The sequence below is a fragment of the Chloroflexota bacterium genome, assembly GCA_009840625.1.
In the GTDB taxonomy this organism is placed as follows: domain Bacteria; phylum Chloroflexota; class UBA11872; order UBA11872; family VXNJ01; genus VXNJ01.
Window position 1 is genome coordinate 49,229 of sequence record VXNJ01000018.1, and the last position, 18,187, is coordinate 67,415.

The window sequence follows — 18,187 nt, forward strand, 5'->3', positions numbered from 1 at the left end:
ATGCCGGCCGCGTGGCCGCGGACGTCGCGGCGCAATCAGATCCGGGCAGCCGTCCACCCGGCCCAATCTGTCTTGCGCGCTACGCAAATCGGATAATTAGAGCCGTGTTTTTGCGGCAAGTTACCCCCAATTTGCGTAGATTGGCGGCGCTTGCAAAGGCGCCGCTGGCCAGGAGTTCTGCGGCCTGCCAATTCAATCCATTTCGGTTCGCGGCGCGAGTGAGCACAACCTCAAAGCGGTGGACCTGGACGTACCGCACGAGTCGCTGACCGTATTCACCGGGGTCAGCGGGTCGGGCAAGTCGTCGCTGGCATTCGACACGATATTCAAGGAAGGTCAACGCCGCTACGTCGAGTCCCTGTCCAGCTATGCGCGCCAGTTTCTGGGCCAGCTGGAGCGACCGCAAGTCGAGCACATCGAAGGGCTGGCCCCGGCGGCGGCGATCGATCAGAAGAGCGCCGGCCGCAACCCCCGCTCGACCGTCGGGACCATCACCGAGATTTCCGATTTCCTGCGGCTCCTCTACGCCCGGGTCGGCGAGCTCTACTGCCACGCCTGCGGATCGGAGATCGAGGCCCTTGGTGCCCAGCAAATCGCCGAGCGGGTGGCCGACCTGCCGGACAAGACCCGGGCGCTGCTGCTGGCGCCGGTAGTCCGGCACCGGCGCGGCGAGCACCGCGAACTGATGGAGCGATTGCGCGCCCGCGGCTTCGTCCGGGCCCGGATCGATGGCGAGACGATGCGCCTTGATCCGACCCCGCACCTCTCGCGCACCCACTGGCACGACATTGACGTGATCGTGGACCGGATCACGATCGGGACCGTCGGCCTGGACCGCATCACCGGGGCGGTCGAGACCGCGCTCGAGCTCGCCGACGGCCTGCTGTTGGTCGACTGGGGGGACGAGCAGGCGATGTACAGTTCCGGCCACGGCTGTCCGAGTTGTGGCGCCGGGGTCGAGCCGCCGGAACCGGCGTTGTTTTCGTTCAACAGCCGGCGCGGTTCCTGCCCGGCCTGCCACGGACTGGGAACCACGTTCGATTTTGACCCCCAGAAGCTGATCGCCCATCCCGAGCGTTCCATCGCCGACGGCGCGCTGGCGCTGACCAACCGCAGCGGCTGGACGCTGTACCTGCGCATGGACATGCTGGGCTGGGAATCGCTGGGCGAGGCGTTCGGCTTCTCGGTCGACACCCCCTGGAACCAGTTGTCGCAACAGGTCCGCGACCTTATCCTGAGCGGCGCTGGCAGGCGCAAGTACACCGAGCGCATCAACCGCGCCACCAGCGACGGACGCTGGCGGCGGGTGGCGGTCCGCGAACGGACCTGGCGGGGGATCCTGCCGATCCTGCGCAACCGTTGTCGGCGCGGCAACGACATCGCCAGTTGGGCGCTTCCCTACATGAGTGACCAGACCTGCCGCGCCTGCGCCGGGGCGCGCCTGCGGCCCGAGGCGCTGGCGGTGCGGCTGGGCGGGCGAAATATCGCCCAGACCCTGGCCCTGACGGTAGCCGAGGCCAGAGAGCAATTGAGCGGGCTGGCGTTCGATCCCCGCCAGAACCAGATCGCCGCGCCGATCATGCGCGAGATCGGTACCCGGCTGGAGTTTCTGGTCAAGGTCGGCCTCGGGTACCTGAATCTCGACCGTCGCGCCCCGTCGCTGTCCGGCGGCGAGGCTCAGCGCATTCGCCTGGCGGCCCAGATCGGTTCGCGCCTGGAGGGTGTGCTCTACGTTCTCGACGAGCCCTCGATCGGCCTGCACCAGAAGGACAACCTCGGACTGCTGCAGACCTTGGGCGCACTGCGCGAGCGGGGCAACACGGTCGTGGTTGTCGAGCACGACGAAGCGACCATACGCGCCGCCGACCACGTTGTTGATTTCGGGCCCGGGGCCGGCGACGACGGCGGGCAGATCGTGGCCAGCGGCCCGCCGGCCGCCGTACTTTCCGAACCCGGTTCGCTGACCGGGGCATTCCTGCGCGGCGACGAACAGATCCCCACTCCCCGGCGCCGCCGCGCCGGCAGCGGAACGAGCCTGCGGGTACTGGGCGCGGCGGCCAACAATCTGCGCGAATTGGACGTGGAATTCCCGCTGGCCACCCTGATTGCGGTCACCGGGGTCTCGGGATCGGGCAAGTCCTCGCTGGTCGACGACGTGCTGCGGCGGGCGCTGGCGCAGCAGCTGCACGGCGCACTTGCCGCCCCCGGTCCGCACCGCGGCCTGGAGGGCGTGGAGGCGATCGACAAGGTCATCGAGATCGACCAGGGTCCGATCGGCCGCAACCCGCGGTCCAACCCGGCGACCTATACCGGGGTCTTCACCCACATCCGGCGCCTTTTCTCGCAGCTCCCCGAGGCGCGCGCGCGCGGATTCGCGCCGGGCCGCTTTTCCTTCAACGTCAGCGGCGGGCGCTGCGAGGCCTGCAAGGGGCGCGGCTCCCGCCAGGTCGAGATGCAGTTCATGGGCGACGTCGAGGTCGTCTGCGAGGTCTGCGAAGGACGGCGCTTCAACCGCGAGACGCTGAAGGTCCGCTACAAGGGTCAGAGCATCGCCGATGTCCTGGCGATGCGGATCGACGACGCCCTGGAGTTCTTTACCAACCTCCCGGCGGTGGCGCGAATCCTGCAGACGCTGGTGGACGTCGGCCTCGGCTACTTGCAACTGGGACAGCCGGCCACCACGCTTTCCGGCGGCGAGGCCCAGCGCATCAAGCTCTCCAGCGAATTGGCCCGGCCGGCCACCGGGCGCACGTTCTACATCCTGGACGAGCCCACCACCGGCCTGCACTTCGCCGACGTGCGGAACTTGCTGGCGGTCCTGGACCGGCTGGTCGACAGCGGCAACACCGTACTGGTGGTCGAGCACAACCCGGACGTGATCAAGTGCGCCGACTGGGTGATCGACCTGGGCCCCGAGGGCGGGGCCGGCGGCGGCCGACTGATGTTCGCCGGCAGCCCCGAGGATTGCGCGGCCAAAGCCAAATCGCACACCGGCAAACTGCTGGCCGGGATCCTGGGCGCGGACCGCGACCGGCCCGACGGGCGCCGGCGCCGGCGCCCGCGCCGCGGCCCGGAGCGCATGCTCTCGATCGCCGGCGCCCGCAAGCACAACCTGCGCTCGATCGACGTGGACATCCCCAAGGACCGGCTGACCGTGATCACCGGTGTTTCCGGATCGGGCAAGTCCACGCTGGCGATGGACACCGTGTTCGCCGAGGGTCAGCGCCGTTTCGTCGAATGCCTGTCGGCCTACGCGCGCCAATTCCTGGGAAGGCCCGACGACGCCCAGGTTGAATCGATAAGCGGCCTGGCGCCGGCGATCGCGATCTCGCAGGAAAACGCCTCGCGCACGCCGCGTTCGCTGGTAGCGACTTCGACCGAGATTTACGACTACCTGCGGGTGCTCTACGCCCGCGCCGGACGCCCGTTCTGCCCCAACGGCCACGGCGACATTTCGGGAATGACGTCAACCCAGGTGGCCGACGATCTGGCCCGGTCTCCGGCCGGGACCCGGCTGGTGCTGGCCGCGCCCGTCGAGCCGGATCCGGGGCAGGACCTGCGCGAGCAGCTGCGCGGGTTGCTGCGGGAGGGATTCGTGCGGGCGCGGCTGAACGGCGAACTGATTGATCTGGCCGCGCTCCCGGATGAGTTGGCGTCCGCGGAGGACGCCCGCCTCGAAGTGGTAATCGACAGGCTGGTGGTGCGCCCCGACCGCCGCGACCGGCTCGGCGACTCGGTGGAGCTGACCCTGGCGCGCGGCGCCGGCCGGCTCGCAGCCCAGCTGGCCACCCCCGACGGGAAGACCGCCGACCGGGCCTACACAACCTCGGCCATCTGCCCGCAGTGCGGGGCTGGAGTGGGCGCCGACCTGACCCCGCGCCACTTCTCGTTCAACTCCTACCTGGGCGCCTGCCCGGCCTGCGACGGGCTCGGCACGTTGCTGCAGATCGACCCCGACCTGGCGGTGCCGGACCCGAAACTTTCCTACGCCGGCGGGGCGGTGGCCCTGATCGAATCGGATCCCATGGAGCACTGGTGGGGGCGCTGGGCCAAGGCCCTTGCCACGCACTTTGGAATCGATCTCTACCGCCCCTGGCGCGATCTGACCGAAGAGCACCGCCGGCTGCTGCTCTACGGCGCCGGCGAGGAGTTGATCGAGAGCCGCTGGGTATCCAGCAACGAGACCGGTGCAAGCGAGTCGGTCTCAAAGCGCAAATGGGAGGGATTCATTCCGCTATTCGCGCGCTGGCACGAACGCTCGCAGAATCCGGACCGACAGCGCAAGCTGGAGCGCTTCATGCGGACCCGGGAATGCAACCGCTGCGGCGGCGACCGCCTGCAGCCGGCCCTGGCGGCGGTGCGGTTCGCCGGGCTGACCCTGCCGCAGATACTGCGCCTGGACATCGCCGACGCCACCGAACACTTCGCGGCCGTCAGCGCCGACCCGGACTCCTTCGGGCTCAGTCCCAACGAACGTGAAATCGCCGCCCCGGCTTTGCGCGAGATCGCCAACCGGCTCTCCTTCCTGCTCGAAGTCGGGCTCGGCTACCTGGCCCTCGACCGGCGCACCGCCACCCTCTCCGGCGGGGAGGCGCAACGGATCCGGCTGGCCACGCAGATCGGGACGCGCCTGGTAGGGGCCATCTATGTGCTGGATGAACCGACGATCGGGCTGCACGCGCGCGATATCGAGCGTCTGCTGCGGTCGCTCTATCGCCTGCGCGACATCGGCAACACGGTGATAGTGATCGAGCACGACGAGCAGACGATCCGCGCCGCCGACCACGTGATCGACATCGGGCCCGGAGCCGGCGAACACGGCGGCGAGGTGGTCGCCAGCGGCTTGCCCACCGACGTCATCGACGCCGGCACGGCGACCGGGAACGCCCTCGCCGGCCTGCTCGGTCCGACCAAGGTGCGGATGCTGCCGCGCCCCGCGCGCGGGCAGCTGCGCGTGCTGGGCGCGGCGCACAACAACCTGCGCGATCTGGATGTGGAGTTCCCGGTCGGCTGCTTCGGCGCGGTCACCGGGGTCTCGGGGTCCGGCAAGAGCTCGCTGGTCAACGGCATCCTGGCCCGCGCGCTGCGCAGCCGATTGCACCGGGCGAACGCACTGCCCGGGGCCCACACCGGGATCGAGGGAGTCGAGCAATTCGACAAGGCGATCGTTGTCGACCAGAGCCCGATCGGCCGCAGCGCCCGCTCCACGCCGGCCACCTACGTGGGCGCGTTCGACGCGATCCGGCAGCTTTTCGCGCGCCTCCCCGAGTCGCGCGCGCTGGGGTTCGCGGCGCGCCGCTTCTCGTTCAACGAGGGCGCCGGGCGCTGTCCGGCTTGCCGCGGCGAGGGCCAGGTGCGGGTCGAGATGCAGTTCCTGGCCGACGTGGAGATGGAATGCGAGGTCTGCGCCGGGCGGCGGTTCAACCAGCAGACGCTGCGGGTGCTTTACCGCGGCGCGTCGATCGCCGACGTCCTGGCCATGACCGTGGAGGAAGCGCGCGCCCACTTCGCCAACGTTCCCGGCGCCAAGCGTCCGCTCGACGCGCTGGCCGACGTGGGTCTCTCCTACGTCCGCCTGGGTCAGTCGGCCCGCACCCTCTCCGGCGGGGAAGCCCAGCGCGTCAAGCTGGCGGCCGAACTGGCCCGGCCCGCCACCGGTCGGACGATCTACATATTCGATGAACCAACGGTGGGCCTGCATCCGGCCGACGTCCGCGAACTCCTCACGGTCATCGACCGGCTGGTGGCGGACGGCAACACGGTCGTGGCGATCGAGCACGACCTGTCAGTGATCGCGCGCGCCGACTGGGTGATCGACCTGGGGCCCGAAGGCGGGGCCGGCGGCGGCGACCTGGTCGCCGAGGGTCCGCCGCTCGCGGTGGCCGGCAGCACCGGGTCGCACACCGGGGCCTGGTTGGCAAAATTTATCCAGCAGGTTCGGGACCGCCACCGTTCGGCGCCGGCGACCGCGCCGCAAGCAAGCTAGTTTCCTCACAAGACCGCTCCCGACCCCGAACAATGTCAAACCGCACCCCTCTCATGGCCGGCAACTGGAAGATGCACCACGGTCCGGCCGCGGCCGCCCGGCTGGCTGACGAGATCGGTGCGGCAGCGAGCTCACATAAGGGGGTCGACGTGGCCCTGTTCGTCCCCTTCGTCTCGTTGTCCGCCGCAGTCTCGGCTGCGGGCAGGAGGCTCCAGGTCGGCGCCCAGAACGCCCACGAACGCCAGAGCGGAGCGTTCACCGGCGAAGTCTCGTGCGCCATGCTCGCCGAAGTTTGTCCCCTGGTCCTGCTCGGCCATTCCGAGCGGCGCCATCTCTACGGCGAATCGTCGACCCTGATCGGGAGCAAGGTAGCGACCGCGCTCGAGTCGGACCTGGAGGTCGTGCTCTGCGTGGGCGAGATCCTTGACGAGCGGGAATCGGGCGCGACCCTGGAGGTGGTTTCCGCCCAGCTGGCGGCCGGCCTCGAATCGGTCGGCGGGGAACAGGTCTCGAGAGTCACGATCGCCTACGAGCCGGTCTGGGCGATCGGGACCGGGCGCAATGCCACCCCGCGGCAGGCCGGCGACGCGTGCCGCGCGGTTCGGGATTGGCTCCGCGACCGCTACGGGGACGCGGCCGACGTTCTACGGATTCTTTACGGAGGCAGCGTCAATCCCGGCAACTGGGCGGAAATCGCCGCCGAACCGGATGTTGACGGAGCGCTGGTCGGCGGCGCTTCGCTGGAAGCGGAGAGTTTCAATCGGCTGATCGCGATATCCGCGGCGGCTTGACTCCCTCGGCGGGCCAAACGGCCGGGATGCGGAATCTACTGCGGCCAGGGTCCCTGGTCAGCTAAACCGGCCGCAAGATCTCGCCGACCGGCAACTTGACGTTCGGGTAGCCGCGCTTCCGGTTTCGATCAGTGGACCAGCTCGGGAAACAGTGCGCCGGACACCTGGTCGGCGATGCCTTCGGCATCGACCTGCAGCCGGCGCCGCTGGTCGGCCGCCGCCCCATGCTCGATGAACGAGTCGGGCATGCCGATGCGGTGGACGAGCGTTGCGCTAAGACCCGCCTCAGCCAGGGCCTCCACGACCGCCGAACCGAAACCGCCGGCGAGCACGTTCTCCTCCACGGTGACGATCCGCCCGGTCGCGCGCGCCGCGTCGAGGATCAAATCAAGGTCGAGCGGCTTAACGAAGATCGGATTCGCAACCCCGCACGAGATTCCCCGCTCGTGGAGAATTTCGGCGGCCTCGCTGGCGGCCGAGAGCGATTTGCCCAGGCCGAAGATCACGACGTCGCGCCCTTCCCTGATGAGCTCTCCCTTGCCTATCGGTAGCTCTTTCGGATCCGCGTCCATCGGCACCCCAACCGCCTCGCCCCGGGCGATCCGAATGGCGAACGGACCGGCGTGCTTGTAGGCCGTGTAAACCAGGTGCTGTAACTCGTTCTCGTCCTTGGGCGCGGCCAGGACGATGTTGGGTAGACAGCGAATGTACGAGATGTCGAACGCGCCGTGGTGGGTCTTGCCGTCTTCGCCAACGATTCCGGCCCGGTCCGCAATCAGGGTCACCGGCAGGTTCTGCAGGCAGACGTCGTGGACTATCTGGTCGAACGAGCGCTGCAGGAAGGTCGAGTAAATCGATACGAACGGCACGATCCCGGCCGAGGCCATCCCCGCCGCCATGCTGACCGCGTGCTGTTCGGCAATCCCGACGTCGAAGACCCGGTCGGGGAATTCCCGCCGGACACCGACCAGCCCGGTGCCCTCGAGCATGGCCGCGCTAATCGCCGCCACCGACGTGTCTTCGCGCATGATGCGGGTAATAGTTTCGGCGAACACCGCCGAATAGGTCGGCGCGCCTGATCCGCCGTCCAGCGGCGAGCTGGGCTGGTGAAACCTTACCGGGTCGTCCTCGGCGGGTTCGTAGCCGTGGCCCTTGTGAGTCACTACGTGGACGATGACCGGTCGGTCCGGGACCCTGGCCTGACGCAGGGTTTGTTCAAGCTGGCCGAAATCGTGCCCGTCGATCGGGCCTAGGTACTCGAAGCCCATCTCCGTCCAGAACATCGTCGGGACTATGAATCCGGCCAGGGCGGTGTTGAACCGCTTCACCAGGCTGTAGATCAGGTCGCCGGTTGGAACTCGCCTGGAAATGGCCTTCATCCGGTCCAGGATCCCCTGGTATTCGGGGTGAGTGATCAGGCGCTTGCGCCAGTTTGTCAGGAACCCGATGTTCTCGGAGATCGACATTCCGTTGTCGTTGAGAATGACGATGAACCGTTCGGGGTTCAGGTGCACGATGTTGTTCAGCGCTTCGAAGCTCGATCCCGAGGTCATCGCGCCGTCGCCGACCACGGCAATCGTCCAGGAATGCTCGTTTCGGTTGGCGGCTCCCTCGGCGATGCCGAGAGCGATCGAAAGTCCGGTCCCGGCATGCCCGGCGGCCATGGTGTCGTGCGGACTCTCGCGCGGTTCGCCGAATCCCGAAAGGCCACCCTCCAACCGGATGTCCTGGAATTCGTCGCGCCTGCCCGTCACCAGCTTGTGGGCGTACATCTGGTTGGTTGTGTCCCAGACCAGCCGGTCGGTCGGGCTGTCGAATACGCGGTGCAGCGCCAGCGTCAGCTCGACCACCCCCAGGTTGGAAGCCAGGTGTCCGCCGCGCTCGGTAATGACCGAGATGATGGTGTCCCGGACCTCCTGGGCGACCTGAACCATTTCTTCCTGGCTCAGGCGCTTGAGGTCGCCGGGCTCCTCGATCCGGTCCAGATATTGACGGTCTATCGGTCCTGTCCCTTCACTGGAATCTTCGGAATCCGAAGAAACATTGCGATCAAGTCCGGAGCTCGTGCGGAAGCAGGAAGTTGACGTCCTCCTCGACTCCGTCGAGCGAGGTGACCTCTTCCGGCGCCAGCGCGCTTATGACGTTGAGGATCAGCTCTTCCGGGGTCGAGGCGCCCGATGTAATTCCCACGCTCTCAACACCTTCAATCCACTCGGGGTCCAGCTCCTCGGGTCCGTTGATCAGATGGGCTGGAACGCCGTGGGCTTCGGCCACTTCACGAAGCCGGTTGCAATTCGAACTGTTGTGGGCGCCGACTACCAGAACCATGTCCACTTGCTTGGCCAGTTCGCTGACTGCGAATTGGCGGTTGGTGGTGGCATAACAGAGGTCGTTGCGGACCACGACATCGGCGAAGGATTCCTGGATCTTGGACACCGCTTGTTGGGTATCACTCACCGAGAGGGTCGTCTGGGTAATCACCGCCACCGGCTCGTCCCGCCCCCAGCCGGGCATGTTGTCTTCTTCGCGGTCGTCAACCAGATGCATTTCGGCCTGACCCATCGTGCCCTTGACCTCCTGGTGGCCGCGGTGGCCAATCAGGACGAGATTGCGGCCGTTCTTGGCGAACCGCTTGGCCTCGTTGTGCACCTTGGTGACCAGCGGGCAGGTGGCGTCAATTACTTTCAGGCCCCGCTTTTCGGCTTCCAGGTAGTCTTCCGGCGGCGAACCGTGGGCGGAGAAAACGACCGTGGCACCCTCGGGTATTTCCGCGACGCATTCGACAGTGCGGGCGCCTTTGTCCTCTAGCGACCGGACCACGAACGGGTTGTGCACGATCTGGTGTTTTACATAAACGGGGTGAGGGTACTTGCGGAGCGCCAGTTCCACAATCTCGATGGCTCGAACCACCCCGGCACAGAAACCCCTCGGGACACTCAGAAGTACTTTCACCTTCTCCCGCCCTCGCTAGGGTCGCACACGGCGCCCCTCAAACAACGAATCTAAACGACTCGCGCTTTATACATTCTCCACCCGCGATGCTGGCGTTGCCGCCGCCGGCCGATCGGCATCGCGTTAGCTCGCCAGACGGTTGTCCGAGCCCGGTTCGGCAACCGGACGCAGCGGCCGACAGCATCAACCGGCTCAACTCGGTGAACTGGCACCTGGGAGTGATCATCCTACCCGGCAATTGGAAACCCAGGGGAGGCCTGCCTTACGGCCGGCTACCCACGATCACGCTCTCCCTTGAACGAATCCGGCGCGAGCCGTTCCCGGGTAGCCGGCCCACATGCTGCCGGCTACCATCGGGCCCTTTCGCGCGGGCTGGAGCCGGAAGCCATCAACAGGATCACGAGCGTCAGTACCGTCAAACCCCCGACTTCCCAGGCCGGATCGAATTCATCCGCCAGAAACTGGGCAAGAAACAGGAATACGCCGGCCTGCAGGCCACGGTAGACATATGACCCGCTCAGGCGGGCCAGCGAAAGCAGCATCCCGGCGCCGATGTGCAGGCCGACCAGCAACGCCCCGGCCAGGGCCGGCAAAAGCAGGTCGCCGCCCAGGCCCTCGGCGAACGCGTCCGGCAGCCGGAGCTGCAAAACGTAGGCGCCGATGCCGATCCCCAGGCCCTGGCCGGCGGCCAGGGTAGGCGCCGGCTGGGTGCGGACCTGGCCCAGGATGTAGACGGTCGCGAGCGCGGCGAGCGCCAGGACCTGTCCGATCAGGATCGCGATCAGGCGCTGCGGGTGCGGATCCAAATCCGACCCCAGTCCCAGGCCGATCAGAAGGTCGGTCACCGCGTCGGCCACGTTGGGTTCTATCCAGACCGAATACAGCCAGGCGACCACCACGCCCGCGCCGATCGCGAGCCAGAACCCCCACTTGTCCAGGCGGGGCGGTCTAAATATGCGGGTCCAAAGCAGGGCCGCGGCAACCGCCAGGACGGCTGGGCCCCAGTGCAGGCCCGCCAACAATTCGGATCCCCATTCGGAAATTTCGGTCACCGCGAATCGGGCCTAACCGGCCGGTTTTTTCTTTTCTCTAACTGCTAGACTCCCCTGCCGTTGTCTACGGCACCCTCCGGGTCGGTGGGTGAGCGGCTAATACCACCAGACTGTAAATCTGGCGCCTTAGATGGCTACGCAGGTTCGAATCCTGCCCGGCCCACCCAGAATCACGCGGCATCCGAACCGCCGCGCCGAAGGTCGATTCGGCGCCAGTTCAGCCAATTGCCGACCGACCCAGCCGCTCCGGGTCCGCTGCCATTGCCGTGCACAATCGATGCTACGCTCCCTGCCCGGTCGGACCGGCGCCCGCGATTCCTGGTCAAAGCCGGTGATCGCAACCGGCCGGGTTTCCGTTCGGCTTGATTCGGACCTTCGTTCCCGATCCGCCGGCCGCCGGCCCAAATTACGGGGTTCCGGTCTTGCGATTCTGCGGTTCAGGACGGTTCCCGCAGCAGGCGGCGAGCCGCGGACTGACCGCTCCGCACCGCGCCTTCCATGGTCCCGGGCCAACCGGTCTGGACCCACTCGCCGGCCAGTAGAAGGTTTCGCACCGGGGACTGGGACGGCGGCCGCAAGCGATCGGCCCCGGGCAGGCAGCGGAAGGTGGCGTTGGGGTGCTTGATCACCAGGGCGCGTCTGACTTGGGCGCTGCGGGCACGCGGCAGGACCCGGGCCAGCTCGGCCAGCAGCTCGGTCTCGATCTGCGATCTGGGGGTTCGGGCGTATTCCCAGGCGCCGCTGATAGACACGCAGATGTACTGGCCGTCCTCGCCGGAATCCTCCTGCATGCGGGTCCGGTTGAACACCCACTGCAGGCTGCTGCCGCTAAAGCACGCCAGCGCGTCGTCCATGACTGGCCGGTCGTACCAGACATGCAGGGCCACGATGGGGGCGTGGGTGATCCGGTCGAAGCGCCCGAAGAATTCGTCCCCGGCCAGGTCTGGAGGCAGCAGGGGCAGCAGCACGTCGGGAGGCAGGGCGGATACGTAGGCCTCGCCGCGCAGGAGTCCGCTTGAGGTCTCCACCCCGCGTACCATTCCGTCGTCGACGCGGATGGCCCTGATCCCGGTGCCCAGCAGCACTTCCCCGCCGTGGCCGCCGACAAAGTCGCTGGCCGCCGCGGAAACCAGCTGCGAGAGGCCGACTTTGGCATAGCCGATGCCGGAGCTGGCGCGGCTGGCGAAAACGCCCTCCTGGAAGACCATCAGTCCCATGGCCGCGCTCACGTCCGTTATGTCGTCGTTGAGCGTCGGCAAGGTGATGAGGTTCCAGAACTCGGCTATCGCCGCCTTGCTCTGGCCGTGCCGCCGCAGCCAGTCCGCGAAAGTCTCGGATTCAAGGGCGGCGGCGTTGCGTTTGCGGTCGATCAGCTGAATGCAGGCCCCGCCGTAAAGGACCCTCAACCGGTCGAGCCAGCCAAGGTGCGGATAGCCGAGCAGCGAAGGCACCAGGTGCAGCGGGGCCGGCAGGCGCGCCCCGCGCAGGCGTCCGCGGCGTCCGCGGCGGTCGTAAATCGGCACGTCCAGGCGCGCCGCCAGTTGGGTGTTGCCGAGGACCCCGAGGCGCTCGAGCAGCGCGATGTATGCGTGGCAGCACCCGAGGAAGACGTGCTGGCCGTTGTCGATCTCCTGTCCGGTCTCGGGTTCAGGGAACGAGAACGCGCGGCCGCCAAGGAAGGGGCGCTTTTCGACCAGCTGCACCCTGCGGCCCGCGGCGGCTAGTTCGCAGGCGGCGGCGATTCCGGCCAATCCGCCGCCCAGGACCACTACGGGCCGAGACTCGGCGCCAGTACCTTGGGCCATATCCGGGCCACGAGCAGAAGTTTTTCGACGGTGCCGAGACTAATCCGGCCCTGGTAAATGTCGTAATCGCGGTCTTCAATCCGGTCCAGCAGGCGGGAATAGGTGGCCTCCAGCATCGCCGGACAGGCCCGCGAGAGGACCGGCAGCAACGGGAAGAGCTGGCGCGCGGTTTCGAAATAGGCCCGCGCCCGCTCCACCTGGAAGCGCATCAGGTCGCGGAAGCGATCGCTGGTCGAACCGTTAAGAATCTCGGACTCGGCGAGCTGAAAGCGGTCTAGATCTTCCAGCGGGATGTAGATGCGGCCGCGTCCGGCGTCTTCGGCAATGTCGCGCAGGATGTTGGTCAGCTGCATCGCCATGCCGAGGTCGACCGCGTGGCGCCGGGCGCCAGGGTCGCTGTATCCGAATATCTCCAGACACACAAGGCCAACGCAGCAGGCGACGCGGTAGCAGTAACCCTCGAGTTCGGCAAATGTCCGGTAACGGGTCGTGGTCGCGTCCATTTCCACCCCGTTCACGATTTCGCCCAGGTACTGGCCCGGAATCGCAAATTGCCTGGTCGCATCGGCCAGGGCCGTATACACCGGCCCGCGGGGACGCCCGTCAAGGGCATCGCCAAGCAACTGCCGTTGGTGGGCGACGCGTTGCAATTGTTCCGCCGGGTCGTCGGTTTCGTCGGCGGCATCGTCGCAGAGGCGGCAGAACGCGTACACCGCGTAAATCGCCCGCCGCCGGGCCGGGGGCAGGGTGATGAACCCGTAGTAGAAATTGCGCGCCTGCGTGCGGGTCAGCACCCGGCAGTGTTCGTAGGCGGCGTCCAGCTCGTGATTCAAAGCCGCCTCGCCCGAATGTTCCCCGGCCAACCCGTCTAGCGTCCCACTGCCAAGCTTGCCGCCGCCCATAGCATGATCCGCAGCCGGGCCGGCTTGGACAGCGTCGGCCTTGTCGCAAGGACGTCGTATTCGAGTCGTTCGATCGCATCCAGGATGTGCAGTCCGCCAAGGGTGAAGAGCCTGATGTCAAGGCGGGCGACACCCTTCACCCGGGCGGGTAGTTCGGCGCCCCGGTCAAACGACTGGCGCGTGCGCGCGACCTGGAAGCGCATGAGATCGCGGAAATTCTGGTCGCACCGGCGGGCGGCGATCTGGGCCTCGCTGACGCCGAAGCGGTCCATGTCGTCCAGCGGTATGTAGATCCGCCCCATCTGATAGTCGCGGTGAACGTCCTGCCAGAAATTCGTCAGCTGCAGGGCCGTGCAGGTGCTGTCGGCCAATTCCTGCCGGCAGGAATCGCGGTAGCCGAATAGATATAGGAATAGATGGCCAACCGGTTCGGCCGAGTGCCGGCAGTATTCGAGCAATTCGGAAAAGTCCCGGTAACGTTTTTTGCGCTGGTCCATGCGGTTGGCTTCGACCAATTTCAGGAACGGCCCCCGGGGGATCGAAAATCGCTGGATCGTGTCCTGCAGCGCGATGGCAATCGGGTGGCGCGGTTGACCCCCGTAGCAGTCCAGCAGTTCTTTTTCCCAGGCGTCCAGCTGGGCCAAACGATCGCCGGGTGCGGCGTCGCCCAGATCGTCTACGAAACGGCAGTATGCATAGATCGCGTAAACGAAGCGGCGCAAGTCGCGGGGCAGGAACCAGGATCCGACCGTGAAATTCTCGTAGTGCCGGTGTGCGGTTTCCCGGCAATAGGCGTACGAGCGCTCGAGCGTCCAATCCGATTGTCCGGCGGCCAGAGCCGATTCCACTTTCCCCCGCTCTGCTTGACAGATCTTGAAGTTGGCTGCCGGATTCGCCAGCAGCGATGGATCGCTGGGAACAGGCATTGCTCGGCAATTCTCGGCCCGGCCGGTCCCGGCTAAACCCATCGTGTGTAGATTCAACAGCGGGCGATGGAAATGCGTTTGAGTCTGCGGGCAGAATTTATCCTGAAATCAGGCGCCGCATCCGGCGCAATTGCCCGCCCCACTCTCACCCCCGGAGCATCGTTTTGACCGAGGCATTGGCTCGCGCCGGCATTAGTCACCCCTGGCTCACGATCGCGGCCTGGCTGGTGGCGTTGGTGATCGGCCTGGGTCTAAACGCGACGCTATTGGCCAGCGCCACCACGACCGAACTGACATTGGGCGGCGGAGTCGAATCGGACCGGGCGGCCGACATACTGGAACAGGCGCGCGGCCCCGATCCGCTGCTGGAGCTGATCGTCGTCCAGGGTGAAGGAACCACGGTCGCCGACCCGGCGTTCCAGGCCAAGGTCGAATCGGTTACCGCCGAAGTGGTCGGACTGGGCCCTGACATCGTTACCGGAGCCGCCAATTTCTACCTGACGGGAGACCCGACCCAGGTCTCACCCGATCAGAGCGCCACGATCATCCACGTCGTCCTGGCCGGAGACTTCCAGGAAGCCTCCGAGCATGTGGGCGAAGTCTTGGAGGTCATCGAAGCTCAGAACCAGGACCCCGCCTTTGAGGTGCTGATGGGCGGGCCGGCGAGTATCTCGTTCGAGCAGAACGAATTGGCCACCCACGACCTTGAACAGGGTGAACGGGTGGGCGTGCCGGTCGCGATGGTGATCCTGCTGTTTCTCTTCGGAACTGTGGTCGCGACGCTGGTTCCGCTGGGCCTGGCGATCGTGGCGATCGTGGTCGCGCTCGGCGTGGTGGCGTTGATAGGGCAGGTATTCGAACTGGTCTTCTTCGTCACGCTGATGATCACCATGATCGGACTGGCGGTCGGCATCGACTATTCGCTGCTGATCATCACCCGCTTCCGCGAGGAACTTGACCACGGCCTGGATGTTCCGGAGGCGGTCGAGCGCGCCGGCGCGACCGCCGGACGCACGGTTCTCTTTAGCGGCCTGACCGTCGTGATCGCGTTGCTCGGCATGTTGATCGTCCCGGCGGCGTTCTTCCGATCGCTGGGAATCGGGGCGATCCTGGTGGTCCTGGTGGCCCTGGCGGCGACCCTGACCCTGTTGCCGGCGGTTCTGACCCTGCTCGGGACCAAGATCAACCGGCTCCCGCTGCCGTTCGTCGGTCGCCGGCGCTCCTCCGGCGCGGACGCGCCCGGCGGATTCTGGGACGCCATAACCCGCGTAGTCACCAGGCACCCGGTAATAAGCGTCGCCGCGGTAGGCATTCCGATGGTGGTGGCGACGGCCTTCTATTTCCAGATCGAGACCGGTCTCAGCGGGGTCGACACCTTCCCCGAGGGGACCCAGACGCGCCTAGCGTTCGAAGCCCTGGAAGAGGAGTTCTCGTTCGGGCTGGTCAATCCGGCCGAGATCGTAATCGACGCTGATCTGACGGATCCCCAGGTGGCCGCAGCCATCGAGGCGCTGCAGGCTTCGATAGTCGCCGACCCGCATTACCCGCTGCCCCCGCTTCTGATCCCCAGCCCGAGCGGCGATCTAGCGGTCCTGGAGGTATTCATTCCCGGCGAGCCCAGCAGCCAGACGGCGGTGGACGCGCTGGCGATCCTCAAGGACACCCACATCTCCGCCGCGTTCGCCGGAGTCCCGGGCGAAGTGCTGATCGCCGGAACAACCTCGATTACCGCCGACCTGTTCGACGTCGTCGATTTCTACACCCCGATCGTGTTTGCGTTCGTGCTCGGCTTCAGCTTCATAGTGCTGATGCTGGTTTTCCGCTCGATCGTCATTCCGATCAAGGCGGTGATCATGAACCTGCTCTCGGTCGGGACCGCATACGGGTTGCTGGTCCTGGTGTTTCAGAAGGGCGTGGCCCGGGATCTATTGGGATTCAATGAGGCGCCGTCGATCGACGTCTGGATCCCGCTGTTCCTGTTCTCGATCCTTTTCGGGCTCTCGATGGACTACCATGTGTTCCTCTTGAGCCGAATCCGGGAGCGCTTCGACCAATCCGGCGACAACGCCGAAGCCGTAGCCTATGGGCTGCGCTCGACCGCGCAGCTGATAACCGGCGCGGCCCTGATCATGGTGGCCGTGTTTGGAGCTTTTGCTTCGGGCCAGACAATCGTCAACCAGCAGGTTGGATTCGGCCTGGCGGTGGCCGTGTTCCTCGACGCCACGCTGGTCCGCTCGGTGCTGGTTCCGGCCAGCATGGAGTTGCTGGGCGGCCGCAACTGGTACCTGCCCCCGTTTCTCGCCTGGTTGCCCGACCTGCGCATAGAACCTGCCGAAGACTAGATAGCAGTAACCTTTTGCCGCAACTGGTCAAGGCCGCGACCGCCGAATGAGGATCCCGAACGACTATCTGGCGCGGTACGAAGCCGCCCACGCCGCAAACCCGGCGATGGTCGACAACTACATCGCCCATACCACCATCGGCGACCCATTGGCCGACGCGGCGTTGGCCGTGATGGCCGAAATGGACCCGCACGAGTCGCATCGCCTCGTGCAGCTGGGCCTCGACGAGCCCGAATCGGACGAACTAAAGCGGTCTCCGGAGGCGGTACGGGAATTCTTCGAAAGCACCCAGGTGATTCCCGCATGGGTAGAAAACGCCAATTTCCGCCCTGGAATAAGGTTGTTTCATCGCAATTCCCAACTGGTGCTGGGCGCCATGGTTGGCGGCACCCTGGTGGAGGGTTTTTCGACCAACATCAGCAAATCGTTCTTTATCACCGGGCGGCTGCGCGAGCACGGAGTGCGTCGCCTGCAGCAGAACAACAGGCACATGGTGGAGATATTCATCCCCGGGGGACTGCAACTCGGCGGCGACGGATGGAAGCTTTCGGTACGCGTTCGCCTCATTCATGGCCAGATTCGTCGCCTTTTGGCCGAATCGGACGACTGGGACGAAGAAGCCTGGGGAGTCCCAATCAGCGCCGCCCACGTGGGGTACGCCATCACCGCGTTCTCGGCCCGGGTACTGATCCACCTAAAGAACCTGGGCGCCCGGTTCAACGAAGCCGAACGGGCCAGCTTCATGCAAGTCTGGCGCTATTCGGGGTACCTTATGGGCATCCCGGAGTCGATCCTCTTTCAAAACGAACAGGACGCGCTCGAGTTGTTTCGGATCGGCGGGCTTTGTGAGCCGATCCCCGGTCACGAATCGGTCGCGATGGCAAATTCGCTGGTCAATTCGGCGCCGCTGCTGGTGGGGATTTCGGACCCCGCGGAACGTGGCCATCTGGCCAAGTACATCTACGTAATCTCGCGCGCCTTAATCGGCAACGAGCTTGCCGACCAGCTCAAGTACCCGCACAATCCGACTTTCGGCGTGCTCCGGTGGTTCCGTCTGCAGAAGCGCTACGCGCGCTACATGAGTTGGCTGGTCCCCGGTTACGCCCAGTCCAAGAGTTTTGACGAGTTCACCGCGCTGATGGAAGTCTCGGCCTTCGACGAGGCGGGCATCAGTTACCACCTGCCCGACCACGTCTACGACGAGGAATCGCAATGGTGGTGAAACCGTTCCGCCCGAATCGGGCTAGCCGGCAGGTTTCTACGACGGCCTAGAGGGCCCGCTCGGCGGCCCTTAAACTTATTGGCTGCGCGCCTGAAATGGCGTTGCCGAACGGGCGAATACGCCCCTTCAACCAGGTCCCGTGGTGCAGCGGCCTAGCATACCTCCCTGTCAAGGAGGAGATCGCCGGTTCGAATCCGGTCGGGACCGCC

The 18,187-nt window shown here is 66.1% G+C and carries 10 protein-coding genes and 2 tRNA genes; 6 read left to right on the forward strand and 6 right to left on the reverse strand.

Annotated elements, in window-relative coordinates; all coding sequences use genetic code 11:
* Positions 1-190: 190 nt before the first annotated feature.
* Both uvrA and F4X41_09815 read left to right on the forward strand, forming a co-directional pair.
* Positions 191-5,986, forward strand: a complete 5,796-nt coding sequence (uvrA, locus tag F4X41_09810) for an excinuclease ABC subunit UvrA (protein ID MYB17304.1) — start codon at positions 191-193, stop codon at positions 5,984-5,986.
* A 32-nt stretch (positions 5,987-6,018) separates the two neighbouring features.
* Positions 6,019-6,777, forward strand: a complete 759-nt coding sequence (locus F4X41_09815; protein MYB17305.1) for a triose-phosphate isomerase — start codon at positions 6,019-6,021, stop codon at positions 6,775-6,777.
* 128 nt (positions 6,778-6,905) lie between these two features.
* On the opposite strand, the gene dxs is transcribed toward F4X41_09815, so the two are convergent.
* From dxs to F4X41_09830, 3 genes are all read right to left on the reverse strand, one after another.
* Positions 6,906-8,777 (reverse strand): 1-deoxy-D-xylulose-5-phosphate synthase, encoded by a 1,872-nt coding sequence (gene dxs, locus F4X41_09820; GenBank protein MYB17306.1) that lies wholly within the window; start codon positions 8,775-8,777, stop codon positions 6,906-6,908.
* Between the two features lie 49 nt (positions 8,778-8,826).
* Entirely contained in the window at positions 8,827-9,729 is a 903-nt protein-coding gene (gene ispH, locus F4X41_09825; GenBank protein ID MYB17307.1) for a 4-hydroxy-3-methylbut-2-enyl diphosphate reductase, read from the reverse strand.
* 347 nt (positions 9,730-10,076) lie between these two features.
* Positions 10,077-10,781 carry a hypothetical protein gene (locus tag F4X41_09830; protein MYB17308.1) on the reverse strand — a complete coding sequence of 235 codons (705 nt, stop codon included), beginning with the start codon at positions 10,779-10,781 and terminating at the stop codon, positions 10,077-10,079.
* Positions 10,782-10,859: 78 nt separating this feature from the next.
* On the opposite strand from F4X41_09830, the gene F4X41_09835 reads away from it, so the two are divergent.
* A tRNA-Tyr gene (locus F4X41_09835) sits at positions 10,860-10,944 on the forward strand.
* Between the two features lie 274 nt (positions 10,945-11,218).
* On the opposite strand, the gene F4X41_09840 is transcribed toward F4X41_09835, so the two are convergent.
* The 3 genes from F4X41_09840 to hpnC are packed head-to-tail and all read right to left on the reverse strand — an operon-like array spanning position 11,219 to position 14,414.
* Complete coding sequence (locus F4X41_09840; protein MYB17309.1) at positions 11,219-12,586, reverse strand: NAD(P)-binding protein; 1,368 nt, start codon at positions 12,584-12,586, stop codon at positions 11,219-11,221.
* Positions 12,550-13,488 (reverse strand): presqualene diphosphate synthase HpnD, encoded by a 939-nt coding sequence (gene hpnD / locus F4X41_09845; GenBank protein MYB17310.1) that lies wholly within the window; start codon positions 13,486-13,488, stop codon positions 12,550-12,552. The genes F4X41_09840 and hpnD overlap by 37 nt, the downstream gene beginning before the upstream one ends.
* The gene (gene hpnC / locus F4X41_09850; protein MYB17311.1) at positions 13,455-14,414 is read right to left on the reverse strand and encodes a squalene synthase HpnC; all 960 of its coding nucleotides are present in this window, start codon (positions 14,412-14,414) and stop codon (positions 13,455-13,457) included. The genes hpnD and hpnC overlap by 34 nt, the downstream gene beginning before the upstream one ends.
* Between hpnC and F4X41_09855 the strand changes: the two genes are divergently transcribed.
* The 3 genes from F4X41_09855 (at position 14,393) to F4X41_09865 (ending at position 18,185) form a co-directional block, all read left to right on the forward strand.
* Positions 14,393-16,756, forward strand: coding sequence for an MMPL family transporter (locus F4X41_09855; protein MYB17312.1), 2,364 nt, complete (start codon positions 14,393-14,395; stop codon positions 16,754-16,756). The two genes, hpnC and F4X41_09855, sit on opposite strands and share 22 nt — an antisense overlap.
* A gap of 46 nt (positions 16,757-16,802) precedes the next feature.
* Positions 16,803-17,978, forward strand: a complete 1,176-nt coding sequence (locus F4X41_09860; protein MYB17313.1) for a DUF2236 domain-containing protein — start codon at positions 16,803-16,805, stop codon at positions 17,976-17,978.
* A 133-nt stretch (positions 17,979-18,111) separates the two neighbouring features.
* Positions 18,112-18,185: transfer RNA gene (locus tag F4X41_09865), tRNA-Asp, on the forward strand.
* Positions 18,186-18,187 lie beyond the last annotated feature (2 nt).